Source organism: Lysobacter sp. A378 (genome assembly GCF_054052125.1).
The window spans coordinates 542,812-567,493 of record NZ_JBSVRK010000001.1 but is presented as its reverse complement, the minus strand read 5'-3'; the positions used below and the strand labels follow the sequence as shown (position 1 = coordinate 567,493).

At 66.5% G+C, this 24,682-nt stretch carries 16 protein-coding genes; 8 read left to right on the top strand and 8 right to left on the bottom strand.

The window, feature by feature from the left end; all coding sequences use genetic code 11:
- Positions 1-2: 2 nt before the first annotated feature.
- From ACW7G1_RS02440 to ACW7G1_RS02425, 4 genes are all read right to left on the bottom strand, one after another.
- A complete protein-coding gene (locus ACW7G1_RS02440) occupies positions 3-8,696 on the bottom strand; it encodes a GH36-type glycosyl hydrolase domain-containing protein (protein WP_456978180.1) in 8,694 nt (2,897 codons plus the stop codon).
- 421 nt (positions 8,697-9,117) lie between these two features.
- On the bottom strand, positions 9,118-9,969 hold the full coding sequence (locus tag ACW7G1_RS02435) for a TSCPD domain-containing protein (protein ID WP_456978179.1): 852 nt from the start codon (positions 9,967-9,969) through the stop codon (positions 9,118-9,120).
- Between the two features lie 77 nt (positions 9,970-10,046).
- Complete coding sequence (locus ACW7G1_RS02430; RefSeq protein WP_456978178.1) at positions 10,047-10,496, bottom strand: histone H1-like repetitive region-containing protein; 450 nt, start codon at positions 10,494-10,496, stop codon at positions 10,047-10,049.
- 307 nt (positions 10,497-10,803) lie between these two features.
- Positions 10,804-12,987 carry an adenosylcobalamin-dependent ribonucleoside-diphosphate reductase gene (locus ACW7G1_RS02425; protein ID WP_456978177.1) on the bottom strand — a complete coding sequence of 728 codons (2,184 nt, stop codon included), beginning with the start codon at positions 12,985-12,987 and terminating at the stop codon, positions 10,804-10,806.
- Between the two features lie 391 nt (positions 12,988-13,378).
- Here ACW7G1_RS02425 and ACW7G1_RS02420 point away from each other — a divergent pair, with 391 nt between their 5' ends.
- The 7 genes from ACW7G1_RS02420 to ACW7G1_RS02390 are packed head-to-tail and all read left to right on the top strand — an operon-like array spanning position 13,379 to position 19,641.
- Positions 13,379-14,818, top strand: coding sequence for a Do family serine endopeptidase (locus ACW7G1_RS02420; protein WP_456978176.1), 1,440 nt, complete (start codon positions 13,379-13,381; stop codon positions 14,816-14,818).
- Between the two features lie 31 nt (positions 14,819-14,849).
- Entirely contained in the window at positions 14,850-15,236 is a 387-nt protein-coding gene (locus tag ACW7G1_RS02415; RefSeq protein WP_456978175.1) for a hypothetical protein, read from the top strand.
- A 9-nt stretch (positions 15,237-15,245) separates the two neighbouring features.
- Positions 15,246-15,917 (top strand): phage holin family protein, encoded by a 672-nt coding sequence (locus ACW7G1_RS02410; RefSeq protein ID WP_456978174.1) that lies wholly within the window; start codon positions 15,246-15,248, stop codon positions 15,915-15,917.
- Between the two features lie 53 nt (positions 15,918-15,970).
- Complete coding sequence (locus ACW7G1_RS02405) at positions 15,971-16,408, top strand: hypothetical protein (protein ID WP_456978173.1); 438 nt, start codon at positions 15,971-15,973, stop codon at positions 16,406-16,408.
- Positions 16,405-17,538: an AI-2E family transporter gene (locus tag ACW7G1_RS02400; RefSeq protein ID WP_456978172.1), complete on the top strand. Its 1,134-nt coding sequence runs from the start codon at positions 16,405-16,407 to the stop codon at positions 17,536-17,538. Before ACW7G1_RS02405 ends, ACW7G1_RS02400 begins: the two co-directional genes overlap by 4 nt.
- Complete coding sequence (locus ACW7G1_RS02395) at positions 17,531-18,265, top strand: HAD family hydrolase (RefSeq protein ID WP_456978171.1); 735 nt, start codon at positions 17,531-17,533, stop codon at positions 18,263-18,265. The genes ACW7G1_RS02400 and ACW7G1_RS02395 overlap by 8 nt, the downstream gene beginning before the upstream one ends.
- Positions 18,262-19,641: a leucyl aminopeptidase family protein gene (locus ACW7G1_RS02390; RefSeq protein WP_456978170.1), complete on the top strand. Its 1,380-nt coding sequence runs from the start codon at positions 18,262-18,264 to the stop codon at positions 19,639-19,641. The genes ACW7G1_RS02395 and ACW7G1_RS02390 overlap by 4 nt, the downstream gene beginning before the upstream one ends.
- Positions 19,642-19,652: 11 nt before the next feature.
- Here the strand turns inward: ACW7G1_RS02390 and ACW7G1_RS02385 are convergent, their stop codons facing one another.
- From ACW7G1_RS02385 to ACW7G1_RS02370, 4 genes are all read right to left on the bottom strand, one after another.
- Positions 19,653-20,255 (bottom strand): response regulator, encoded by a 603-nt coding sequence (locus ACW7G1_RS02385; RefSeq protein ID WP_456978169.1) that lies wholly within the window; start codon positions 20,253-20,255, stop codon positions 19,653-19,655.
- An 82-nt stretch (positions 20,256-20,337) separates the two neighbouring features.
- Positions 20,338-21,588: a sensor histidine kinase gene (locus ACW7G1_RS02380; RefSeq protein WP_456978168.1), complete on the bottom strand. Its 1,251-nt coding sequence runs from the start codon at positions 21,586-21,588 to the stop codon at positions 20,338-20,340.
- A gap of 9 nt (positions 21,589-21,597) precedes the next feature.
- Positions 21,598-22,380, bottom strand: a complete 783-nt coding sequence (locus ACW7G1_RS02375) for an ABC transporter permease (RefSeq protein WP_456978167.1) — start codon at positions 22,378-22,380, stop codon at positions 21,598-21,600.
- A complete protein-coding gene (locus ACW7G1_RS02370; RefSeq protein WP_456978166.1) occupies positions 22,377-23,306 on the bottom strand; it encodes an ABC transporter ATP-binding protein in 930 nt (309 codons plus the stop codon). Before ACW7G1_RS02370 ends, ACW7G1_RS02375 begins: the two co-directional genes overlap by 4 nt.
- 131 nt (positions 23,307-23,437) lie before the next feature.
- On the opposite strand from ACW7G1_RS02370, the gene ACW7G1_RS02365 reads away from it, so the two are divergent.
- Positions 23,438-24,667: an efflux RND transporter periplasmic adaptor subunit gene (locus tag ACW7G1_RS02365; RefSeq protein WP_456978165.1), complete on the top strand. Its 1,230-nt coding sequence runs from the start codon at positions 23,438-23,440 to the stop codon at positions 24,665-24,667.
- The last annotated feature ends 15 nt before the right edge of the window (positions 24,668-24,682 follow it).

The following is a 24,682-nucleotide window of genomic DNA, read 5'->3' as shown; positions in this document are numbered from 1 at the left end:
TGTCACGGCTGCAGCCAGACCTCGACGGCGTGGGTTTCGCGATCATCGCGCAGTTCGATTACCAACTGGTCCTGTGTCACGCCGTCGACCGTCATCCGCGATGGCTCGCCGGCTCCGGCGCGTCGCACGGTGATCGGGTAGCTGGTCTCGCCGAATCGATAGCGCAACGTGAAGCCCGGCCAATCCAATGGCATGCGCGGCTCGATGTGTAACTGCCGCCCTTCCCTGCGTACGCCGAGCAACGACTCCACCATCAACCGGTACATCCAGCCGGCCGAGCCGGTGTACCAGGTCCAGCCACCACGGCCGACATGCGGCGCCACCGCATACACGTCCGCGGCCATGACATAGGGCTCCACCTTGTAGACCGCCACATCTTCGGCGGTGCCGGTGTGGCTGAGCGGGCTGATCATCCGCATCAGCTCCCATGCCCGCTGGGTGTCATCCATCTGCGCAAACGCCATCGCCGCCCACACGGCGGAGTGGGTGTACTGGCCGCCGTTTTCACGCACCCCGGGCACATAGCCACGGATGTAGCCCGGATCCTGCACGGTCTTGTCGAACGGAGGATCCAGCAGCTGGATCAGGCCGGCATCGCGACGCACCAGGTAGTGGTCCAGCGAGGCCATGGCACGGCGCGTGCGCTCCGGGTCGCCCGCGCCCGACAGAACCGCCCAGCTTTGCGATATCGAATCGATCCGGCACTCGTCGCTGCTCGCCGAACCCAGCGGCACGCCGTTGTCGAACCATGCGCGCCGGTACCAGTCGCCATCCCAGGCGTGCTTCTCCAGGTTCCCGCGTAACTGCTCCGCGGCCGCGGCGCAGTCGCGGGCGAAACCATCGTCGCGGCGCCCGGCCGCCAGGGCACCAAACTGGACCAGCACGTGGTGCAGGAAGAAGCCCAGCCAGACACTCTCGCCGCGACCGCGCTCGCCCACCCGGTTCATGCCGTCGTTCCAGTCGCCGGTCGCCATCAGCGGCAACCCGTGCTCGCCGGTCAGCTCCAGCCCGCGTTTGATCGCGCGCACGCAATGCCGGTACAGGTCCTGTCGCAACGCCGAGCGCAGCGGCAGGTCGTAGTAGGACTCCTCGTCGATGCCGACCGGGCGGCCCTCGATGTAGGGCACGACCTCGTCGAGTACGTCGGCATCGCCGGTCGCTTCCACGTAGCGGCACACCGCCAACGGCAGCCACAGGTAATCATCCGAGCATCGCGTGCGCACGCCGCGGTCCAGCGGCGGATGCCACCAGTGCAGCACGTCGCCATCGGGAAACTGGTGGGCCGCGCTGCGCAGCAGGTGGCCACGGGCCAGTTCCGGCTCGGCATGCACCATCGCCATGGAATCCTGCAACTGGTCACGGAAACCGAAGGCGCCGCCGGACTGGTAGTAGCCACTGCGCGCCATGAACCGGCAGCCGATGGTCTGGTACAGCAGCCAGCCGTTGGCGAGGACATCGAATGCCGGGTCCGGCGTCTGCACCTGGATCGTGCCCAGGGTCCGGTTCCAGTACATCCGCACCGCATCCAGTGCATCGTGTGCCGGGTCCGTGCCGCGGGTGCGGGTTGCCAACGCCACCGCAGCGCCCCAATCACTTCCCATGCCCAGCCGGAATACCGTTTCACTGCTTTCGCCGGCGCCCAGCTCAAGGACCACCTGGATCGCCGCGCACGGGTCCAGTCCCGCGCCCAACCGGCCTGACAACCGCTCGCGCTGCAGTGCGGCGGGGCGTTGCAGGGTGCCATTGCGACCCAGGAACTCCAGACGGTCGCCGGTAATGGTCCGCTCGCCGGCCACCGGATCAACATCAAAGAACGCCACCCGGCCTTCGAATTCCGTGTTGTAGGGATTGCGCGCCGTCAGCACCCCGGTATCGCCATCCACCTCGGTCACCACGTGCATCTGGGTCTTGGGGTGGAGGTCGCCGAGGATCCATTCGACGTAGCCGGTAGCGCTCAGCCGGCGTGGCCGGCCGGAGCGGTTGGCGACCCTGAGCACGCTGTACTTGACCGCCTCGTGCAGGTCGACATAGATCCACAGCTCACTGGCGATGCCATCGTTGACGTGCTCGTACACGCTGTAGCCAAAGCCGTGCCGGGTCCGGTACTGGCCGCTGCCGCGACAAGGCAACGGCATCGGGGACCAGACCCGGCCGGTGTCTTCGTCGCGCAGGTAGAACGCCTCGCCCGCAGCGTCGGTGACCGGGTCGTTGTGCCACGGTGTCAGCCGGAACTCGTGCGCGTTCTCGCTCCAGGTGTAGCCCGGAGAACTCTCGCTCACCACGCAACCGAAGTGGGCATTGGCAAGCACGTTCGACCAGGGCGCCGTGGTCGTCTGGTCGGGAGCCAGGTCGATGATGTACTCGCTCCCGTCCGGCGAGAAGCCGCCGATGCCATTGTCGAGGATCCGGGTCGACGCCCCGACGTCGAATGGCCAGGGGTCATCGGCCGGTCCGGCTGTCGGGTCGATACCGCCGTCCTCGCCGGGTGGCCAGGCATTTTCGGCGTCCACCAGCTCGTACTGGATCGGTGCCGGCACCAGCAACGGTATCGACGGCACCGGACTCGGACGCCGACCCAGTTGCTCCGACAGACTGCCGCGCGCATCACTGAGGATGACCCGTGCGACGGACTGGAGCAGGATCCGGTCCTCCTGCGATATCTGGTGGGTGGGCCGCACGAAGATGCCGCCCGGGCGATCAATCACGTGCGCCTCCACCCCCGCCGCGACCAGACCCAGGATCTGGTCCTGCAGTTGCTGGCGATAGCCGGCCTGGTCCTCGTTCCAGATCACCAGGTCGACGGCAAGCCCCTTCAAGCGCCAGTACGCATGCGCGTGGACCAACTGGCGGACCAACTCGATGTTGGCCGCCTCGGCGATCTGCAGCAGCACCACCGGGTAGTCGCCGGAGATCGATTGCCCCCACAGCCCGGACTGGCCACGACGGTTCTGCAGCAACACCGCCTGGCCTGCCCGCAGGATCGGGTTCGCATACAGCACCAGACCCGCCAACCGCTCGTACAGTTGGGCATCGGCCTGGCTGGCATTGATCTGGTTGCGGACCACCTGACTGTGGGTCCAGGCGAGGTCGAACACGCGGTCCGCCAGACGCCGGTCGCGGTATTTGCCCACCAGAGCCGCGCAACTCGAGCGCGTGGTCGCCACCCCGGAGACCATATCGATGCTGGCAGTCTGCCCCGGCGCGAGGGTCAACCGGCAGCGGATGGCAACGATCGGATCCAGCACCGAGCCGTCACTGCCCGACAATTCGTCGTGCGCGGTCATCGCCGCCGGAGACTGCAGGCAGTTGCCACGGCCGACGAACTTCGCCCGATCGGTCTCATAGGAAATCGCGTCGATATCGGCATCGTGGACGGCCAGCAGATGGAACATCCACGGTGGGACTTCGTCGTGGGCGCGCGGGCGCCGGGTGCAGACAATGGCCTGCTTTTCGGGCACCAGCTCGGTCTGCACGAACAGGTTGCTGAAGGCGGGGTGCAGCTCGTCGGAAATCGCCGGCGCCAGCACCACTTCGGCGTAGCTGGTGATCTCGACACTGCGGGCCACGCCGGCCCGGTTGGTGATCCGCAAGCGGCGCAACTCGATATCGTCTTCGGGCGAGACGGTGATCTGGGTATGCATCTCGAAGTCGCGCATGCGGCCGCGGTACTCGGCCTTGGCGTCCGAGAAAATCGCTTCGTAACCCTCCACCGGTACCCGACTGGGCTGGAAGGCGGTCGACCAGAAGTGACCATCGGCCACGTCGCGCACGTAGCAAAAGCTGCCCCAGTGGTCGCGGGTGCCATCTTCGCGCCAACGCGTCACGGCCATCTCGCCGGCGCGGCTGTAGCCGCCACCCGCGCTGCTCAGCATCACGTGATAGCGCCCGTTGGACAGTATCTGCACCGCCGGACGCGGCACGTCCGGACTGCGGAACACCCGCAACCGGGTCTCATGGACCTCCGTGCGCAACCCGGCAGTGGCGACCTCGCCCGCGTGGGGATGGAGCATCCCGGTGCGCGGAATCCGCTCCTGCAGCAACAACAAGGTTGCCTGGAACTCCGGGTCGGCCATGAAGCGCTTCTGCATCGGCTGCTCACACAGCAAGTACACCAGCGACAACAAGCCCATGCCCTGGTGGTGCGCCATGAACGACTGCACCACCGCATGGTCCTGCCCCGGCGGCAGGCGGGAGGCGGTGTAGTCGATCGCCTCGTAGAGCCCGAACCGGCCAGAAAACCCCTTGCGGGTCAGCCGCTGCAGGTTCTCGCGGGCCGCCTCGGGCGCAACCATCAACGCCATCATGCTGGCGTAGGGAGCGATGACCAGGTCCTGGGCGAGGCCGCGCTTCAGCCCCAGTCCCGGCACGCCAAAGGCGCGGTACTGGTAGTTCATGCGCACGTCGAACAGTTGGTAGCCCGACTCGGAGATACCCCAGGGGACATTGCGCTGGCGACCGTAGCCGATTTGCCGTTCCACGCAATTGCGCGCGGTCTGGTCAAGCAAGGTGCCGCGGTAGCTGGGCATCACCAGTTGCGGCATCAGGTACTCGAACATCGAGCCACTCCACGACAGCAAGGTCGGCTCCCCGTCGACCTCGGTCAGCAAACGCCCCAGCGCGAACCACGATTCCTGTGGCAACTGTCCCTGGGCGATGGTGACGAAGTTGCCCAGGCGCGCCTCGGACGCAAGCAGGTCATAGAAGCCGATATCACGCCGATGCTCTTCGACGTTGTAGCCAATCGACAGCAGGCGCCGGGCCGGGTCGTACAGGAAGCCATACTCCTGCTGCGCGCATTGGCCGGCGACGTGGGCCAGTCGCTCCAGTTCGGTGATCCGCAACCCAGCCCTGGCCGCCGCCACCGGCAGGTCGCTGGCGGCCAGCTGGCGCAGGGTCGGGATCCCTTTCACCGCGGCGGCATCGCTTTGGTCGGTGCCTGCCGTTGCCGCCAGCCACGGCGCCAGCCAGACCAGGTCGTCGGACACCATCCGGCACTGGTCCATCAATGCCTGGACCCACTCGCCGGACTCGCCAAACCCGGCGGCCTGGTCGCGCCGGATGTCATCGCCAAGCTGGTGCAAGCGATCAAACAACCGGGCCGCTTCGGCCAGCTCCACCGGCGGGGACGCCAACGCGGACTGCAGCACGCGCTCGAGGTTGTTGACCGTCTCGCCGCCGGGGATGTCGCCCTCGGACTCGCGCAACACGTCCAGGGTATCGGCCAGTCCCTGCAATGCCATCGGCGACACCAGCGGCGCGTCCGCCAGCGCGAGCAAGCCCTGACGCAAGGTCAACAGGTGTCCGGCGAGGTTGCCGCTGTCGACGCTGGATACGTAGTGCGGCGGCAACGGCTGCAATGTCTGGGTGTCGTACCAGTTGTAGAAGTGCCCGCGGTAGCGCGGCATCGATTCCAGCGTGCCCAGGGTGTTGGCACTGCGATCCATCACCACCCCGACCGGCACATAACCAAGATCAAAGGCTCCCAGGTTGGCCAGCAGCGACAGTCCAATGTTGGTCGGCGAGGTCCGTCGCGCCACCAGCAACGAAGGATGCTCTTGCACGTTGTCCGGTGGCAGCCAGTGGTCGTCGCGGGTGACATGGGTGGAGAAGAACGCCCAGGTCCGCCGTGCCAGGCGGCGCAGGAAGCGCGTCTGCTCCTGCGACAACACGGCCACCTCGTCGCGTCGCGGCCGCCCCAGCCACCACATCAGCATCGGCGACAGCAACCACAAGCCCAGTACCAGCGATGCCACCGGCAAAGCCGCCGGTTGCAGCACCAGCACCGCCAGCGCAACGGCAACCGCGAACACCGGGGCGAACCACATCATGCGCACGGTGGTTACCCAGCCATCGCCCAGCGAGCGATCCACCTCGGCGGACGGACTCCATTGCAACAACCGGCGTCGCGACAACCCGGTGCGCCATAGCGTGCGGGCAATCGCATCCAGGCTGAAGAATGCCTCGTAGGGCAAGCAGGCCACTGTCAGTGGCGCATGGGCGAAGTTGCGCAAGCCATTGCCGGCCACGTGACGCAAGTGCGCAAACCACGGCAGGTCGGGCGCCCGGCTGGCCAGCTCGATAAGCGAGGCCAGCAGCGGCGGCACCACGACGATCAGCAACACCCACAATGTCCACGCCACCGCGTTGGGTCCCAACAGCCAACCCAGTACCAGCAACGCCGTCATCGCCGCTGGCACCAGGCTGCGTCGCAGGTTGTCGACCAGTTTTCCGCGCGACAGCATCGACAGCGGATTGCGCCCGATGCGCCCGTCACCCCGACGCATCCAGGGACAGATCCAGGGCAGCAGCTGCCAGTCGCCGCGGATCCAGCGATGCCGCCGCTTCACATCGGCCGCATAGCGCGCGGGATAGTCCTCGTAAAGCTGCACATCGCTGACCAGGCCGGCACGCGAGTAACAGCCCTCCAGCAGGTCATGACTCAGGACCCGGTTGTCCGGGATCCGGCCGGCCAGCGCCGTATCGAACGCGTCGATGTCGTAGATGCCCTTGCCGACAAACGAGCCTTCACTGAAAAGATCCTGGTAGACGTCCGACACCGCCCGCGTATACGGATCGATGCCCGGCTCGCTGCCAAACAATCGCGCGTACCAGGACCGCGCCTGCCCACTCATGCTGATGCCCACGCGTGGCTGCAGGATGCCGTAGCCGCGGGTCACCACGCCGCGCTTGCCGTCGAACTGGGCGCGGTTGAGCGGGTGGGCCAGGGTCCCGACCAGCTTGCGCGCGGCGTCACGCGGCAAGCCGGTGTCGGTGTCCAGGGTAATCACGTAGCGCACGTTGCCCAACGCCGCGGTGTTGCCCACCACGCTGATGAAGCACTCGCCCGCGCCGCCGCGCAGGTAGGCATTCAGGGCCGCCAGCTTGCCGCGCTTGCGCTCATGGCCCATCCACCGACGTTCGCGCGGATTCCACTGCCGCGGCCGGTGGAACAGGAAGAAGATGTCGTCGTCACCATCGGCGTAACGCTCATTGAGCGATGCGATTTCATCGCGCGCGGCCTGCAGCAAGGCGGCGTCCTGTGGCAGCGTCTGCTGGTCGGCGTCGAAGAAGTCGGTCAACAACGCAAAGTGCAAATTGGGGTCGCGATTGGCGAGGAAACGCACTTCCAGTGCCTCGGCAAGATCCGCCAGCTGGGCCAGGTTGCCAAACATCGTCGGCACCGCCACCAGGGTTCGTGCCGAAGTCGGAATGCCCCGCGAGTAATCCAGCCGCGGCAGCATGGTCGGGGTCGCCAGCAAGGTGGAGGCCCAGTTGACCAGGGCGACGCCCAGCTCGCTGAAGGCAATCACGCACAACACACCGACCAGCCACGCAAAGCCGATGCCCGGCAATGCCGACTGCGCCTCCAGCACCAGCCCGTTGGTGAAGAATGCAACGATCAGAGCAATCGGCAAGGTGTACGCCAACAGCGGTACCCGGCGGGCCGTCTTGCGCATCGAACCGCGCACGCCGTAGCGAGCAGACAGCGCCGCCTCCAGTGACGGACGCCCGTCATCGACCAGGTAATAGCCGACATGGGCCTGGATGTCGTCGGCATCGGTTTGTGCCGCCTGGGCGCGGGCAAGTTGCAACGCTTTTTGGGCCACGTCGATCTCATCCAGCCCGCCGCGTCGCGCGATCTGCTCGGTGATGTGCCGATAGCGGTCGCGGGTGGCAAAGTCCATCAGCCCATAGGTGCCGTTGGGATCCTTGCGCAAGGTGCGCTCCACCACGCTCATCGTCTCGACGAACTCCTGCCAGTCCAGTCGTGACAGGAATCGCAGGCTGCCAATGGCGTTGCTCACCGACACCTGGTCGGCGGCCTGGTTCTGGTTCTCCACCTGCACCATCTGCTCGATGGTCTGGTCACTGTCGGCCGCCCACTGCTCCACCCAGGTCAGTGCGAGTGCCAACGCGGAGCTGCGCCCCTGCAGACGACGGGCGAGCTCGGCCACGAAGGGCGTGGCCAGCGGCGGGTCGGAGCGCGCCATGTCGGCGATCACCAGCATCAGGCTCTTGGGATCGGACGCGGCGATCTCGGTCAGCCGGTCCGCCCACAGATCGGCGAGGTTACGGTCGCTACGGTCGGCCATGATGCCGGCGCTGACCCGCCGCAGGCTTTCAATCAGCGCCAGGCGCAGCATGATGGGGACCGCCCACAACTCGCCCAGCGTGAGCGGGGTTACCGACTGATAGGCCGCCACGAAACGGCTCAGGCTCTCCGCGTCGATCAGGCCGTCGCTGTGCGAGACCGCATTGAGCGCGATGTCGTACACGCGAGGCAGGCCGGCCGAGGCGCCACTGCCCAGTCGCGGCAATTCACGGCTGTAGCCCCGGGGCAGATGCCGTCGCGCCAACGCGATCTGTTCCTGGATCAGGTAGATGTTGTCGAGCAACCAGTCGCCGGCGGGCGTCAGCCGGCGGCTTGCCTGAGCCGCCTCGGTAAGCGTGTCGCAGGTGCGCTCGAGTATCTGCTGGTTATCGGTCAGTCGCTCCAGCAGCAAGTCGGCGTGGTGCTGCTCACTGAGCTGGTGGCTGGCCGCCAATTCGCGGCCATGACGCTCCATACGTTCGGCACTGAACAACTGCCCGCGCAGCGGTGGCTCGCCAGACGCAACCGGCGCGGCTCGGAAACGGCGCGTGATGACATCCAGCACGCCTCGTCCCTTGCTCGCCAACGGGCGTTGATCCGTCATTGACCTGCATGTCCCGGCAACCCGCGCCAATCACGCGTCCGGTCATGCTGGCACCAGCGGCACCAAGGCTTCGTGAAACGGGCAAGCCGTCATCCCTGTCTCCCGTCTTCCCCTGTCTCCCGTCTTCCCCTGTCTCCCGTCTTCCCCTGTCTCCCGTCTTCCCCTGTCTCCCGTCTTCCCCTGTCTCCCGTCTTCCCCTCTCTCCCGTCATCCCCTCTCCCGTCATCCCCTCTCCCGTCATCCCCGCGAAAGCGGGGATCCAGCGACCTTGCTGTTCACGCGCCTGACGTCCTTGGGTTCCCGCCTTCGCGGGAACGACGACAGTTGCTTGGATATCCCCCTTCAGGGGCGCAGGGCTTCGCTCAGGATCGCCTTGAGCTGATCACACAAGCGGCCCTTTTTCATCGCGTCGGCTATTGGCTCAGCCGCACTTGGAGTAGCCGCAATTCAGGCAGGTCGCGCAACCATCCATGATCACCACGGCCTTGGCGCTGCACTTGTGGCACATCGATGCGGTGGGCGGGAATGACACCCCGCCATCGCCGGTGACAGAGACGTCTTCGGCACGCGCCGGGGCGCTGATGCGCGGTTCGGGAAACAGCTCGCCGCTGTGGTCATCGCGTGCCGGGACGTCGTTGAGCGCGTCTGGTCCCGCGTTTGCACTCAGGTCAGAGTTTTTTTTTGAGCCGAGCGCGGCGTAGGCGGCGCGCTTCTCGGCGATCATCGCGCGTTGCTCGTCACTCATTTCCGGGTCGTGCAGCAGGCCGATCGATTTCAGGTGTTCCTCGACGATGCAACCCAACTCGGCGACCAGTGATGGCATGTAGACGCCGCCGGCCTTGAAGTAGCCGCCCTTGGGATCGAACACCGCCTTCATCTCGTCGACCAGGAAGGTCACGTCGCCGCCCTTGCGGAACACCGCGGACATGATCCGGGTCAGCGCCACGATCCACTGGAAGTGGTCCATGTTCTTGGAGTTGATGAAGATCTCGAACGGGCGGCGTTGCTCGTGCTCGCTGCCGGCGTTGAGGACGATGTCGTTGATGGTCACGTACAACGCGTGCTCGAACAGCGGCGTCTTGAGCTTGTAGGTCGAGCCGATGAGGGTCTCGGGACGCTCGATCTTCTCGTGCATCTGGATGACATTGGTGCCCGGCTTTGCGGCGCTGGCCGCCTCGCGAGCGGCGGCATCGGACTTCACCACCTCCTGCGCCTTCTCATCGGCGGTGACGACGCTGTAACCGGTGATTTTATGTTCGATCTTCATGGCCATCGGCCAACTCCTGGTGCGTTGCTGCCTGATTCGGGTACATCCGGCCCGGCCTCCCGCGAGGAGAGACCGGGCGCGGCTTATCGTTTCTTTGCTGTGGTTCTGGGTGCTGCGGTCTTCTTGCTCGCGACGGCTTTGGTGGCTGGCGCTTTGCTGGCGACGACTTTCCTGGTTGTGGCTTTCTTCGCAGGCGCCTTCTTGGCGACGGACTTCTTGACGACAGCCTTCCTGGTCGCCGACTTCTTTGCGACCGGCTTGCTGGCCGACGATTTCTTTGCGACTGCCTTCTTGACGGTCGCCTTCTTGACGGCGGACTTCTTGACGACAGCCTTCTTGGCCACGGCCTTTTTTGCGACCGGTTTGCTGGTCGTCTTCGCGGTCGCCTTCTTCGGGGTTACCTTCCTGGCTGGCGCCTTTTTTGACGCTGCCTTCTTCGGGGCCGCTTTTTTACCCGCGGTGGACCTGCGTGCCAGCGCCTCCTTCTTTGCCTCGGCGCTGGCCTTGGCCAACTTCTTCTTGGTGTTGTCCACGCCACTGCTGGCGGCCTTGCGTACGCGGCTGGCGCTGCTACGGACCTTCGCCACGGCCGCCTCGGCCGTAGTGGCTACCGTGGCGGCAAGATTGCCGGCGGTTTCCCTTGCGGTGTCGGCTGCCTGGGAAAGGGTTTTCGTCACTCCATTACCGTTGCTCATGTGCCCTCCTGACGGGCGTCTTGCTGGCTTGTCGGGTAACCCAGTGGAACCTCGTGTTGCCACGCGATCGTATACCCGGGACGGGTGCAAGACACCATGAATTCGTGTCGCGTCCCGTCAACCAGCCAGCATCCCTAACAACCCGCTAGAACTTGCCGTAATACCCTTCCTTCAAGGCATCGAACAGGTTGGCGGCGGAGTGCATTTCGCCGTCGTATTCAATTTCCTGGTTGCCCTTGGCCTCCACCACGGTTCCGTCTTCCAGCTCGAAACGGTAGGTCGTGCTCTCCAGGTCGGCCTCCTTGACCAGCACACCCTGGAAGGCGGCCGGGTTGAAGCGGAACGTGGTGCAGCCCTTCAGGCCCTGCGCGTGGGCGTAGGTGTAGATTTCCTTGAAGTCCTCGTACGGATAATCGGTCGGGACGTTGGCGGTCTTGGAGATCGAGCTGTCGACCCACTTCTGCGCGGCGGCCTGGACGTCGACGTGCTGCTTGGGAGTGACGTCGTCGGCAGCGATGAAGTAGTCCGGCAGCCGCGTTTCCGGCTCGTCGGAGAACGGCATCGCGGCCGGGTTCACCAACGCGCGGTAGGCCAGCAGTTCGAACGAGAACACGTCGACCTTCTCCTTGGACTTCTTGCCCTCGCGGATCACGTTGCGGCTGTAGTGATGGGCGAAGCTGGGCTCGATGCCGTTGGAGGCGTTGTTGGCCAGCGACAGCGAGATGGTGCCGGTCGGGGCAATCGAGCTGTGATGGGTGAACCGCGAACCGACCTCGGCCAGCTCGGCCACCAGCTCCGGGGCGACTTCGGCGACGCGCTGCATGTAGCGGCTGTACTTGGCGTGCAGGACCTTGCCGGTGACTTGCTGGCCGATTTTCCAGCCGTCGCCCACCATTTCCGGACGCTTGCGCAACATCTCCGCGTCGACCTTGAAGGTCTCATCCATGATTGGCGCCGGACCCTTCTCCTTCGCCAGCTCCAGGCCCATCTCCCAACCAGCCACCGCCATCTCGCGGGCGATCTGCTCGGTGAATTCGCACGACTGCTGCGAGCCGTATTTCATCTGCAGCATGGTCACCGTCGAGCCCAGGCCAAGGAAGCCCATGCCGTGGCGGCGCTTGCGCAGGATCTCGTTGCGCTGCTGCTCCAGCGGCAGGCCATTGATCTCGACCACGTTGTCGAGCATGCGGGTGAACACGCGCACGACCTCCTTGTACTCGTCCCAGTCGAACACCGCCTGGTCGGTGAACGCGTTGCGCACGAACTTGGTCAGGTTGACCGAGCCCAGCAGGCAGGCACCGTAGGCGGGAAGTGGCTGCTCGCCGCAAGGATTGGTCGCGCGGATGTCCTCGCACCACCAGTTGTTGTTCATCTCGTTGACGCGGTCGATCAGGATGAAGCCCGGCTCGGCGTAGTCATAGGTGGACACCATGATCATGTCCCACAGATGGCGGGCCTTGATGTGGCCGTAGATCTTGCAGGCCACCAGACCGTCGTCGCGGACGACATAGTTGCGGTGGGTCGGCCACTCGCGCCACACCACCTGCGCGGCGTCGTCCAGGTCGACTTCGGTCTTTTCCTTGACATGGACCGGGAACACCAGCGGCCAGTCGGCGTCATCGGCCACCGCTTCCATAAAGCCATCTGTGATCAGCAACGACAGATTGAACTGGCGCAGCCGACCGTCCTCGCGCTTGGCACGGATGAAGTCCTTCACGTCCGGGTGGGACACGTCGAAGGTGCCCATCTGCGCGCCGCGGCGACCGCCGGCGGACGAAACCGTGAAGCACATCTTGTCGTAGATATCCATGAACGACATCGGCCCCGACGTGTACGCACCAGCACCGGCAACGAACGCGCCACGCGGCCGCAGGGTCGAGAACTCGTATCCGATGCCGCAACCGGCTTTCAGGGTCAGTCCGGCCTCGTGGACCTTCTCCAAGATGCCGTCCATCGAGTCTTCGATCGTGCCCGACACGGTGCAGTTGATCGTGCTGGTCGCCGGCTTGTGCTCAAGCGCGCCGGCATTGGAGGTGATGCGGCCAGCCGGGATCGCCCCGCGGCGCAGCGCCCAGGTGAACCGCTCGTTCCAGTAGTGCTGCAACTCGGCGGTCGGCTCGGTCCCGGCCAGGGCCTTGGCCACGCGCCGGTAGGTGGCGTCGATGTCGGCATCGACCGCCACGCCATCCTTGGTCATCAGCCGGTATTTCTTGTCCCAGATATCCAGGGACGCCGGCTGCATCGGAATGTCCTTTCTGGCCACGTCCCTGCCTGCCTGGTCGTTGTTGGGGGTATCGATATTCACTGCCTCGAGGCGCACCGTACTCATGCTTGCCTTGTCTCCTGGTGATGGTCGCCGTTGCGGGCGCTCGCACTTGCGATCGTGGGCCCGACAGGCAACGCCACCGAGCCCGCGGCAACCCTGCCAGCGGTGCATATTGATGGAATTTCCTGTCGGGTGCTGAACATGGCTAACCCCTAATGCTTGGGTTGCTGGCGCTGGGTAAACCACAACATGTTGTGTCCCAGGCGGAGGTTCAAGCTACCTCTGGACTGGCGCCAAGTCAACGCTTCTCCTGCGCCGCCGAACCCTGTAATGGGCCACTGGCAAGCCGGGCCTGTCACCCCGGGAGCCGGACTTTATCGAAGATTCAATGCGATTGCGTCACACTTGTCCGCTTGCTGCCGATATTGTGTTTGAGGGAACCTGCATGCGGACCATGGCGACTTCGACAAAGACCCTGCTCGCGCTCGCCCTGGCGGCGTGTTTCGGCGGGTTTGTGGCCACCGCGGTCATGCTTGGCGCGCGTGCCCCGGCGCTTGCGTCACCCGTGGCGCCGGCGCCGATGGCAACGCCAACGGTCGCAGCGTTGCCAACCGCGGTCGCCGGCCAGCCCCTGCCTTCGCTGGCACCGATGCTGGCACAGGTGACCCCGGCCGTGGTCAGCGTGCAGACCAAACACCGGGTGCGCATCCGCAGTCCGTTTGCGAACGACCCGCTGTTCCAGCGGATGTTCCCGCATGTCCCGCGTGAGCGGATCGAGCGGTCGCTGGGTTCCGGGGTCATCGTCGATGCGGCGCGCGGACTGGTGCTGACCAATCACCATGTGATCGAGGGTGCCGAACAGGTCACCGTAACGCTCGCCGACGGCCGCACCTTGGAGGCGGAGTTCGTCGGCTCCGACCCGGATACCGACGTGGCGGTGATGAAGATCCCCGCACAAGACCTGCAGCAGGTCGCGCTGGCCGATTCGGCCGACTTGCGGGTCGGCGATTTCGTGGTCGCGGTTGGCAACCCGTTTGGTATCGGCCAGACCGTCACCTCCGGGATCGTCTCCGCGGTCGGGCGCAGTGGCTTGCGGGGCCTGGGCTACCAGAACTTCATCCAGACCGATGCCTCCATCAATCCGGGCAACTCCGGCGGCGCACTGGTCAACCTGCGCGGCGAGCTGGTCGGCATCAACACCGCCAGTTTCAACCCGCGCGGCAGCATGGCCGGCAACATCGGCCTCGGGTTCGCGATCCCGGCCAACCTGGCCCGCAACGTGATGAACCAGCTGGTCACCACCGGCGAGGTGCGCCGCGGCACTTTCGGCGTGGACGCACAGGACGTCGACGCGCGGCTGGCCAAGGCGCTGCACCTGGAGGACGCGCGTGGCGCGCTGGTGACGCGGGTGTTCGAGGACTCGGCGGCGGCGACGGCAGGGCTGCAACCCGGCGACGTGATCCTGTCCGCCAACGACGAGCGAATCGACAGCCGCGATGCGCTGCGCAATTTCGAGGGCCTGCAGGCAATCGGCAGCCAGGTGGTGCTGGGCATCCATCGCGACGGCAAGCCGTTGCAGGTGACCGCGACCCTGCGTGAACAGCCGACCACGTTGACCGGACTGGACCTGGACCCGCGCTTGGGCGGCGCGGTATTCAGCGAACTGCCCGAGCGACTGCGCCAGTCGGGCATATCCGGAGTGCGGGTCGAGTCGGTGGCCGGAGGCAGTCGGGCGGCAAGCAACGGCCTGCGCGTGGGCGACGTCGTGGTCGCCAGCGGCGGCGGAGAATTCGACAACCTGTCCGGCTTCCGCGCGGGCTTCACACCGACTCCGGCACAGTTGGTGCTGCAGATCGTGCGCGGCAATCGACGCGGCGTCCTGCCGATGCAGTGACCCGACACCACCCCAACCCTGGAGCACCCGAATGAGCACCACCGACACCACACCGAACCCCGGCCTGTCATCGCAGAACCTCAAGAGCCATCTGGGCGAAGCCGGAAGCCACCTGAAGCAGGCAGCGCGCGACAGCGGCGAAGCCATCAAGGGTGCCGCGAGTGCTGCGGGCGACGAGCTCAAGCTCGGCCGGGCCCAGATCAAGTCGGAAATGGCCGATAGCGCCCTGGCGGGTATCGCCGCCGCGGAACAGGCGGGCGACGCGATGCGCGAGCAGGCCGACGTGCTGATGGACAAGGGACGTGACCTGATCGACAGCGCCGCGGAGTTGATCCGCGAACGCCCGATCGCCTCATTTGGTGCTGCCTTTGCCGCCGGCTGGATTATCTCCAAGCTTGGCCGCAGCAACGACAGGTAGCCCCGGGGCATGTCCGGAACCGCCGCGCCAGGCGACCAGCAATCGTCCATTGATGCCGCTACCCGCGAATCGATGCGGGAGCGGCTTCACACGCGCGCCGCCAAGGACGAGGCACGCGCGGACGATGCCGGATCGGACCAGAGCAAGTCGGATCATGTCGACTCCGATCAGGTCGACCCCGACCTGCTGGAGGCGATCCGCCAGCTCGGCCTCACCGGGCGGGCCAGCCTCGACGCTGCCGGCGCTACTGCCAAGTCGCTCCGCTCGCTGGTGGCCGCAGACGTCTCGCTGGCACGCAGCGCGTTGGGCCGGGCGCTGGCATTTACCGGCGTCGCCATCGCCTTTGGCGGCTCGGCGTGGCTGCTGCTGATGACTACGCTGGTGGTCGTGCTCAAGGGGCCGGTGGGCATGTCGTGGGCGGTGGCGCTGTTGATTTCGGCACTATTCAGCGTGGCAGTCACCGCGATCGCCGCGTGGATGGCCATGCGCTATTTCGAACATACCCGGCTGCAGGCGACACGACGGCAGTTGGCACGGCTGGGGATCGGTGAACTGGCCGATTTCGCCCCCGGTCCCGAATCACCAGACTCGGCGCGCGAGGTCGCCCGGCAGCGGCTCCACGAGCAACCCGACGGTAAACCGGCAAAAGACGAACAAGGCGTGTCTGTGACGCCGCCATGACCCCGTCGATGGCACCACACTGACGGGATAACCATGCAGGGGATTGCAGCGTCATGAGCTTCAACAAACTCATCACCAAGGTCGCCCAGGCCGAGAACGCCCTGGAGGCGAACGAGCGCCGCGTCGGCGCCGACTTGCGCCAGCTAAGGGACAGCTGGAAGTCGGCGTGGACACCCGGACGGATCGTGATTGCCGGACTGGCCGGCGGGTTCCTGGTGGGTCGCGGCGAACCATTTCGCAGTGCCGCCCGCAATGGTGGCGTGGTGCGGATCGTGTCGTTGTTGACCGGCCTGTTCGCCAGCACCACCGCGAGCGCTGCCAGCCAGACGGCCGAGGAAGCCGAACAGACGGCGCAGCGGGCAGTCGGTGTCGCGGCCGGAACCACCCCGGGTCCGGACCCTGCCGCTGCCGCAAGCGAGCGGCTCGCCCACGACTTCCTGGAGCGCGCCGCGGCGGCGGCGCGACAGGCCGGCGGCGCGACCGGGCCATGACCACCCCGACACCGGCGCCAGGTTCGCCGGAGCCAGCCACCGGCTCGACGGTGGTCGGCGCCCAGCCCGATCCGGCCGAACCCTCACTGTCGTCCGTGCGGCCACGCGCATCGGCCGCCCTGATGATCCTGGCCATCCTCGCGGTCGGCTTCACCTTGTGGGCGGCGCAAACGGTGATATTGCCGATCCTGCTGGCGGTATTTTTCGCACTGATCGGCAACCCGATCATTCGCGGCTTGCGCAGGCTCTACATCCCGCGCGCGCTGGGGGCGCTGCTGGTCCTGGTGGGCGGCATGGCCGGCACCGCCGCGCTGGGCGTCCAGTTGGTCGAGCCGGCGTCCGAATGGGCCCGGCAGGTCCCGCGCGAGCTGCGCCAACTGGCACCCAAGCTGCGCGAGATGACCAAGCCGATGCAGGCCGCCAACGAGGCTGCCGCCGATATCGCCCGGGCCGCCGACACCGGTGAGCCGGTGCGCGTGGTCCGCACCGAAGTCAACAATCCCTACAAGGCCCTGACGACGACGCCGTTGATGCTGGCATCGGGACTGGCGGTGGTGCTGCTGACATTCTTCTTTATGGTCTACGGCGAGAACCTGCAACGCAATGCGATGTCATTGCTGCCCACGCGCCAGCAAAAGCGGGTCAGCGTGGAGATCATGCAATCCATCGAACGGGAAATCTCGCGCTATGTGCTGACCATCAGCTTGATCAACATCGCCGTTGGGCTGGCGCTGGCTGGCGTGTTGTACCTGCTGCAGGTGCCGCTGGCCGAAGCGCTGCTGTGGGGGACAATGGCCACCGTGCTCAACTTCGCCCCCTACGTCGGTCCGCTGATCGGCATCATCATCATGCTGATGATGGGGTTCGTCGCCTTTGACGAGTTGTGGATGTCGTTGCTGCCGGCCGGCATCTACCTGTTCCTGCATACCCTGGAAGGCCAGATCCTGACGCCGGTCGTGCTCGGCCGGCAGATGCGGCTGTCGCCCCTGGTATTGATCCTTGCGCTGATGGTCTTTGGTTCGCTGTGGGGGATCATCGGCTTGCTGCTGGCGGTACCGCTGCTGGTATGCGTGAAGATCGTGCTGGCGCGGATCGATGGTCTGGAAGGCTGGGCGAAGTTGCTTGAATAGCTTCCCGGTCCACGCCATTACCCTTGATCTCGACGACACGATCTGGCCGGTCATGCCGGCAATCGTCGGTGCCGAACTCGCGCTCGACGCGTGGCTGGTGGAGCACGCACCACGCGCCGCCCGCATGTGGCCGCTGGACGAGCGCCAACGACTGCGCCAGGTCGCCAACACCGAACGGCCGCACCTGACCCATGACATGACTGCCCAGCGCCAGTGGATGCTGGAAAGAATGCTGGTGCTGGCAGGCGAGGATGTCGACCTGGCCACCGATGCGTATACCGCCTACTTTGCCGCGCGTTGCGACGTCGACCACTATGCCGACAGCGTGCCGGCGCTGGAGCGACTGGCGGCCAAACTGCCCCTGGCCGCGCTCAGCAACGGCAATGCCTGTTTGCACACGATCGGGCTGATGCACCTGTTCGCGTTCCAGCTGGGCGCAAGCGAGCACGGCGCGGCCAAGCCGGCAGCGAGCATCTTCCACGCCGCCTGCGACCAGCTTGGCGTCGCGGCACAATACGTATTGCATGTCGGTGACGATCCCCGGATGGACGTCGTTGGCGCCCACCGCGCCGGTCTGCGTACCTGCTGGATCAATCGCCCCGATGCCTCCGGCAAGACCCGGTCCTGGCAGCGCAGCGACATCCGGCCCGACCTCGAATTTTCCACCCTTGCCGCATTGGCCGACTGGCTCGACGCGACGCACCACCAGGACCCCATTTCCCCATGAGCACAACCACCGGTTTCATCAACGCCGACGCGGCCATCGACACCCTCCCGCTGCATGTCATCGACCGCAGTCAGCTGACCGATTGGCTGTCGACGCAATCGGCGCCGACCGGTAGCTGGGTGGCGGCCAAGGGTTTCGACGCAGCACCCGGCACGGCGCTGGTGTTGCCGGGGACCGATGGCACGATCGTCGGGGCGGTGGCGGGCATCGGCGACCCACTGGATCCGGCCAGCTATGGCCACCTGCCACTCGGGTTGCCGATACGCACGTTCCACCTTGCCGGGGAGCATGAGCCCGCCGTGCTGGCCGCATTGCAGCTGGGCTGGGGGCTGGGCGCCTACCGTTTCAACCGCTACAAGCAGCCCCTGCGCCAACCGGCGCTGTTGCAGGTCGACGGCGATGCCCAGGTGCATGACGCACTGGCCGCCTGCGTGCGGGTGCGCGACCTGGTCAACACGCCGTCCGAGCACATGGGCCCGGACCAGCTGGAGCAGGTCGCCTGCGAGATCGCCGAGCGCCACGGCGCGGCCATCGAGGTGGTCAGCGGCGAGGATTTGCTGGAGCAGAACTTCCCCGCGATCCACGCCGTCGGCCGCGCCAGCCACCGCGCGCCACGGTTGATCGCGCTGCGCTGGGGCGACCAGTCGCATCCGCACGTGGCCCTGGTCGGCAAGGGCGTGTGCTTCGACACCGGCGGGCTGGACCTGAAGGCTTCCGCCGGCATGCGCAACATGAAGAAAGACATGGGCGGCGCGGCGCATGCCATTGCACTGGCCGAATGGATCATGGTGCGCAAGCTGCCCCTGCGGATCACCCTGCTGGTGGCGGCGGTGGAAAACGCCATTGGCCCCGATGCCTTCCGCCCCGGCGAGGTGATCAGCACCCGCACCGGCATCAACGTGGAAATCGACAACACCGATGCCGAAGGCCGGCTGATACTCGGCGACGCGCTCGCTTACGCCGGCGAGCAATCGCCGGAGTTGCTGATCGACTTCGCGACCCTCACCGGTGCCGCGCGCGTGGCGCTCGGCCCCGACCTGCCGGCGCTGTACAGCAACGATGACGAGCTCGCCAACGCCTGGCTGCAGGCCGGCCAGCAGCAACGTGACCCGCTGTGGCGGATGCCGTTGTGGCGCCCGTACTGGCGCTACCTGACCAGTGACATCGCCGACATCGCCAACGCCGGCCCGTCCAGAATGGCCGGCAGCGTGACCGCCGCGCTGTACCTGGAACGCTTCGTCCCCGCCGGGCAGAAGTGGGCCCACCTGGACGTCTACAGCTGGAACGACGCCGACCGTCCCGGCCACCCGCCGGGTGGTGAGGCCCAGGGTCTGCGTGCCGCGTTCGCGATGTTGCAGGCGCGCGCCGGGCACTGATCGGCCGGGCGTTATAGCCAGCCCTTCTGCCGCGCCGACCGGTATGCCTCGATGCGGTTGCCGGCGCCGAGTTTGCCGATGGCCTCGGACAGATAGTTGCGCACGGTGCCGTGCGAGAGCTGCAGTTGCGCGGCGATGTCGGTGGCCGGCATGCCCTCGCCGGCCAACCGCAGCACCTGGCGCTCACGATCGTTGAGCGGGTCGGCGTCGGTCCACGCATCCAGCGCCAGTTGCGGGTCGATCGCGCGGCCGCCGCGATGCACCGTGCGCAGCGCCTGGGCCAGGTCCTCGGCCGGCGCGTCCTTCAGCAGATATCCCGCCACGCCGGCGTCCAGCGCCCGACGCAGGAATCCGGCGCGGCCAAACGTGGTCACGATCACCACCCTCACCGGCAGCCCGTGGCGCTGGATGCGCTGGGCCAGCTCCAGCCCGGTCAGGCCCGGCATCTCGATATCGGTGACCAGCACGTCCGGCTGCAGTCGCTGCAACTCGCGCCAGGCGCTCTCGCCATCGGCGGCCGCACCGAGCACCTCGATGTCGGGCTCCAGCCCGAGCAGGGCCGACAACGCGCCGCGCACCATCGCCTGGTCCTCGGCCAGCAGAATGCGGATCATGGGTTGGGCCCGCGGTGGGGCATCGTGGCTTTCATGGCCGTGGCATCTCCTTTCCTGTCGCGGCCAGTCATGTCGTGCCTGGTCATGTTGCGCCCAGACCCACCGCCGCGCGGAACGTATCGGCCGTATCGGACGGGGCGATGCCGTCGTCGCCGTGCGGTCCCGCAACGCTGGTATGCACCGGCTTCATCGGAACGCGGATCCGCAGGCGCGTGCCGTGGCCCTTGGATGATTCCACGTCCAGCGTGCCACCCAGCGCCGAGGCCCGCTCGCGCATGCCGCTCAATCCGTTGCCTTCACGCACGACGCCACCGCGGCCGTTGTCGGTGATGTCCAGCTGCACACTGCCATCGACCAGCGCAAACCGGACCTGCGCCTGGCTGGCATGGGCGTGGCGGGCAATGTTGGTGACCGCCTCGCGCAGCACCAGCGACAGCCCGCGCTCGATCTCCAGCGGCAGGCCGGGCGGCGCGTCGTAGTCCAGATGCACCGCCGAGGATTCCAGCAGCAGACGCGCCGAAGCCAGCTCCGCGGCCAGGTCGGTGGCGCGGATGCCGGTGACCGCGCTGCGCACTTCGGCCAGCGCATGGCGGGCAATGCGTTCGGCTTCCTCCACCTCACGCCGCGAGGCCGCGCTGTCGCGGTCGGCCAGCTTGCGCGACAGCTCCAGCTTCAGGGTGATCAGCGACAAAGTGTGGCCAAGCAGGTCGTGCAGATCGCGGCCGATGCGCTCGCGCTCGGCGGTCGCGGCCAGCCGGCGCACCTCGTCGTGCGACAGCTTCAGTGCGGCGTCCTTCTCCTGGCTGATGTGTTCAACGTTGACGATGACACCGATGATGACGGTCAGTACCGGGATCCAGACCATCACCCCCAGCGGATAACCGATCCACCACGCCAGCGCCCAGAACGCGGCATTCAGCAGCAGCAACTGACCCAGGTAGCCCAGCATCGTCCGGGTGCTGCCGTGCAGCATCACGCAGCCGAAGATGAAGTAGCTCAGCCCCGACGGATACACCGGTAACAACACCATGCTCAGCGCGATCATGCCCAGCGCCGGGCGGTACGCGGTGCGCCGTGGCATCAGCAGAGCCAGCGCGAACAGCAGCAGGAACAGCGGGTACGAGGCCAGCGTCAGCGCCGCCCACTGCCAGCTGAAACCGCCGCCAAAAAGCGGCGTCAGGAACACCCACACCGACCACAGCAGGTGAATCGCATGCAGCCACGGCGACTTGCCGCGCTGCAGTGCGATCGCCACCAGCGAGTCCGGCGCAGGCGACAACCACGCAGGCAGGGCTTTCCACATCACGAAGGCTTCCGGTTGATCACGATCCATGATCCCGCATCAGCCGATCCGCCGCAGCCGGCGCTGTGCAAGCCCGAAGAACACCGTGGTCACGCCCGCCAGTACCGCCACATGCAGCAGCAATCCGCTACCTGAGTCCATGCCAATCACCTTCAGCGCGACCTGGGCCAGATGCCAGGACGGCCACACCGGCGCGATGGCGCCCATCACCGGCGGCAGCATCGACAGCGGCATCCATAATCCGGACATGAACGCCATGGGCAGGTAGATCAGATTGAGCACGGCCGGCGAACCCTGCCCGCCCACCGTGCCTATGTACAGGCCCAGCGCGCAGAACGGCAGCACGCCGATCACGTTGACGATAAACAACAACAACCACTGTGACGCCGCCAGCGACACCTTGCCCAGCGTCGCCGCGAGTACGGCCAGCAGCAGCGAAACCATCACCGAGAACAGCATCGCCATCACCATCTTGGCGAACAGGTACGCGCCCGGCGGCATCGGCAACGCGCGTTTGTAGGCGATGAAACCGCGATCGCGCTCCATCGCCACCGTCACCCCGAAGCCGAACAGGCCGGTGCCCATGACACCGAACACGCCGTAGGTCGCGAGCAGATACCGCGTCGCCTGTCCGCCATCGCTGCGGTTGAGCACCACGCCGAACAGCAGGTAGAACAGCGCCGGGAACAACAGCAGCGGCAGCACGAACGACGGCGTGCGCAGCATGCGGCGGAACTCGCAATGCGCTTCCAGCAGGTAGCTGCGCCATGGCGGATGCGGGAGGTCGGCGAACGGCGTGGTGGATGCAGGGGGGTTCATCATGCGGCCTCGGCAGTGGATAACGACGCGGCGTGACCCTCGTCGCGGGTGAGATGGATGAAGGCTTCGGCGAGTCCGGCGCGCTGGACTTCCAGCCCGCCCAGCGCCGGGTCATCGGCCAGCAGCCGGCGCACCACGGCCTCGGCGTCGTCGGTGACAATCTCGATGTGCGCGTCCCGGCGTTGCGCGCTGCGTACCTGCGGCCAGCCGGCAATGCGCGCGGCGTCCAGCGCCGACAGGCAGCGGATGCGCCGTTGCGCGACATGCATGCGGATCTCGTCCATGCCGCCGGTGGCGATCACCCTGCCGCGATGCAGCACCGCCACGCGATCGGCCAGGGCCTCGGCTTCTTCCAGATAGTGGGTGGTCAGCAATACGGCGTAGCCGTTTTCGACCATCGTGCGGATCGCCTGCCACAACATCTGCCTCGCCTCGATGTCCAGCCCGGTGGTGGGTTCGTCGAGAAACAGCAACTGCGGATTGCCGCACACCGCCAGCGCAAACTGCACCCTGCGTTGCTGGCCGCCGGACAACCGCCCGTAACGTCGCTTCAGCAGGCCATCCAGTCCAGCCAGTGCCACGCACTCGGCGACGCTGCGCGGCTGCGGGTAATAGCTGCGGGTGAGGTCAAGCAGTTCACGGACCGTGCTGGTGTCGGGAATGCCGGCCGACTGCAGCATCACCCCGATGCGCCGGCGCGCGGCGAGCCGGTGCGGCGACTGCCCGAACAGCGCGACCTCGCCGGCATCGGCGGACAACAACCCCAGCAGCACGGCGATTGCGGTGGTCTTGCCGGCACCGTTCGCGCCCAGCAACGCCAGCACCTGGCCGCCATGTAGCGTCAGGTCGACACCATCGAGTGCGAGCACCTTGCCGTAATGCTTGCGCACCCCACGCAGGCTGGCGAGTTCCGTCTGACAATCATCCATCGTGTGCATCTCGGTTGCGGGATGCAGCCACGATAGGCAGCGCGCGGCGGCACCGGCAGTCCCGGAGATCACCCATTTCACATGACAACCGTCACGTGACGCCGCCCCGGTGGGCGTTTAGGCTGTTTCTGATGAATACCAACGCCGAATTGCTGAAGGAGCTGCGCATCGACCGCCAAGCCGCACCACCGCCAGCGCGGCGTGGGTTATGGATTGCGTTGGCGATCATTGCGCTGGCAGCGTTGGCGATCGGCGCATGGGCGTTGGCCCGCGATACCGGGATCGAAGTACAGACCGCGCCGGTGGTGGCGATCGGCAGCGGCAGTGCTTCCAGCTCGGTGCTCGATGCCAGCGGCTACGTGGTCGCCCGGCGCATGGCGACGGTATCGTCCAAGATCACCGGCAAAGTGCGTGAGGTGTTGATCGAGGAAGGCCAGCATGTCGAGGCCGGTGAGGTGCTGGCGACACTGGATCCGGTCGATGCCGCCGCCCAGCGCGAGCTTGCCACCGCGCAGCTTGGCGCGGCGCGCAGCCAGATTGCTGGCGCCCGGGCCCGTCTGCGCGAAGCCGAAGCCAGTGCAACCCGTCTGGGTCCGCTGGTCAAACAGCAGCTGGTATCGCAAGCGCAGTACGACCAGGCCGTGGCCGAGCGCGATGCGTTGCGTGCGCAGCTGCTGACCGCACAGCGCCAGGCGCAGGTGGCCGTCGACCAGCTCGCCATCGCCGACAACGGCGTCGACAACACCGTGGTGCGCGCGCCGTTTGCCGGGGTGGTGATCGCCAAGGCGGCCCAGCCCGGCGAGATGATCTCTCCGCTGTCGGCCGGTGGCGGCTTCACCCGTACCGGCATCGGCACGATCGTGGACATGGATTCGCTGGAGGTCGAGGTCGACGTCGGCGAGGCCTACATCGGCCGGGTCAAGCCGGGGATGCCGGTCGAGGCGACGCTGAACGCGTACTCGGACTGGAAGATTCCCGGCGAGGTGATCGCAATCGTGCCCACCGCCGACCGCGGCAAGGCGACGGTGAAAGTGCGGGTCGCCCTGCACGAGCAGGACGAACGGATCGTGCCGGAGATGGGCGTGCGGGTGAGCTTCCTGGAGGCGCCCGACCCCGCTTCGCAGCAACCGGAAGGCGTACGCGTGCCGGCGGCGGCGATTGTGGAACGCGACGGCCAGGACGTGGCGTTCGTACTCGACCCCGACGACACGGTTGTGCAGCGCAGATTGGAAACCGGGCGGGCGCTGGGCGACGACCGCCAGGTGATATCGGGCCTGAGTGCCGGAGAGACCGTCGTGCTTGACCCGCCGGAGGCGTTGCAGGACGGCGCGAAAGTACGCATGGCCGAACAAGACAACTAGAACCAAGACAGCTAC

What these genes read in the sequence shown, in the direction of transcription:
- ACW7G1_RS02365 (WP_456978165.1), top strand. Translation starts at nt 23,438, where the DNA reads ATGAATACCAACGCCGAATTGCTGAAGGAGCTGCGCATCGACCGCCAA.
- ACW7G1_RS02380 (WP_456978168.1), bottom strand. Translation starts at nt 21,588, where the DNA reads ATGGATCGTGATCAACCGGAAGCCTTCGTGATGTGGAAAGCCCTGCCT.
- ACW7G1_RS02425 (WP_456978177.1), bottom strand. Translation starts at nt 12,987, where the DNA reads ATGAGTACGGTGCGCCTCGAGGCAGTGAATATCGATACCCCCAACAAC.
- ACW7G1_RS02385 (WP_456978169.1), bottom strand. Translation starts at nt 20,255, where the DNA reads ATGATCCGCATTCTGCTGGCCGAGGACCAGGCGATGGTGCGCGGCGCG.
- ACW7G1_RS02410 (WP_456978174.1), top strand. Translation starts at nt 15,246, where the DNA reads ATGTCCGGAACCGCCGCGCCAGGCGACCAGCAATCGTCCATTGATGCC.
- ACW7G1_RS02415 (WP_456978175.1), top strand. Translation starts at nt 14,850, where the DNA reads ATGAGCACCACCGACACCACACCGAACCCCGGCCTGTCATCGCAGAAC.
- ACW7G1_RS02370 (WP_456978166.1), bottom strand. Translation starts at nt 23,306, where the DNA reads ATGGATGATTGTCAGACGGAACTCGCCAGCCTGCGTGGGGTGCGCAAG.
- ACW7G1_RS02420 (WP_456978176.1), top strand. Translation starts at nt 13,379, where the DNA reads ATGGCGACTTCGACAAAGACCCTGCTCGCGCTCGCCCTGGCGGCGTGT.
- ACW7G1_RS02390 (WP_456978170.1), top strand. Translation starts at nt 18,262, where the DNA reads ATGAGCACAACCACCGGTTTCATCAACGCCGACGCGGCCATCGACACC.
- ACW7G1_RS02375 (WP_456978167.1), bottom strand. Translation starts at nt 22,380, where the DNA reads ATGATGAACCCCCCTGCATCCACCACGCCGTTCGCCGACCTCCCGCAT.
- ACW7G1_RS02440 (WP_456978180.1), bottom strand. Translation starts at nt 8,696, where the DNA reads ATGACGGATCAACGCCCGTTGGCGAGCAAGGGACGAGGCGTGCTGGAT.
- ACW7G1_RS02400 (WP_456978172.1), top strand. Translation starts at nt 16,405, where the DNA reads ATGACCACCCCGACACCGGCGCCAGGTTCGCCGGAGCCAGCCACCGGC.
- ACW7G1_RS02435 (WP_456978179.1), bottom strand. Translation starts at nt 9,969, where the DNA reads ATGGCCATGAAGATCGAACATAAAATCACCGGTTACAGCGTCGTCACC.
- ACW7G1_RS02405 (WP_456978173.1), top strand. Translation starts at nt 15,971, where the DNA reads ATGAGCTTCAACAAACTCATCACCAAGGTCGCCCAGGCCGAGAACGCC.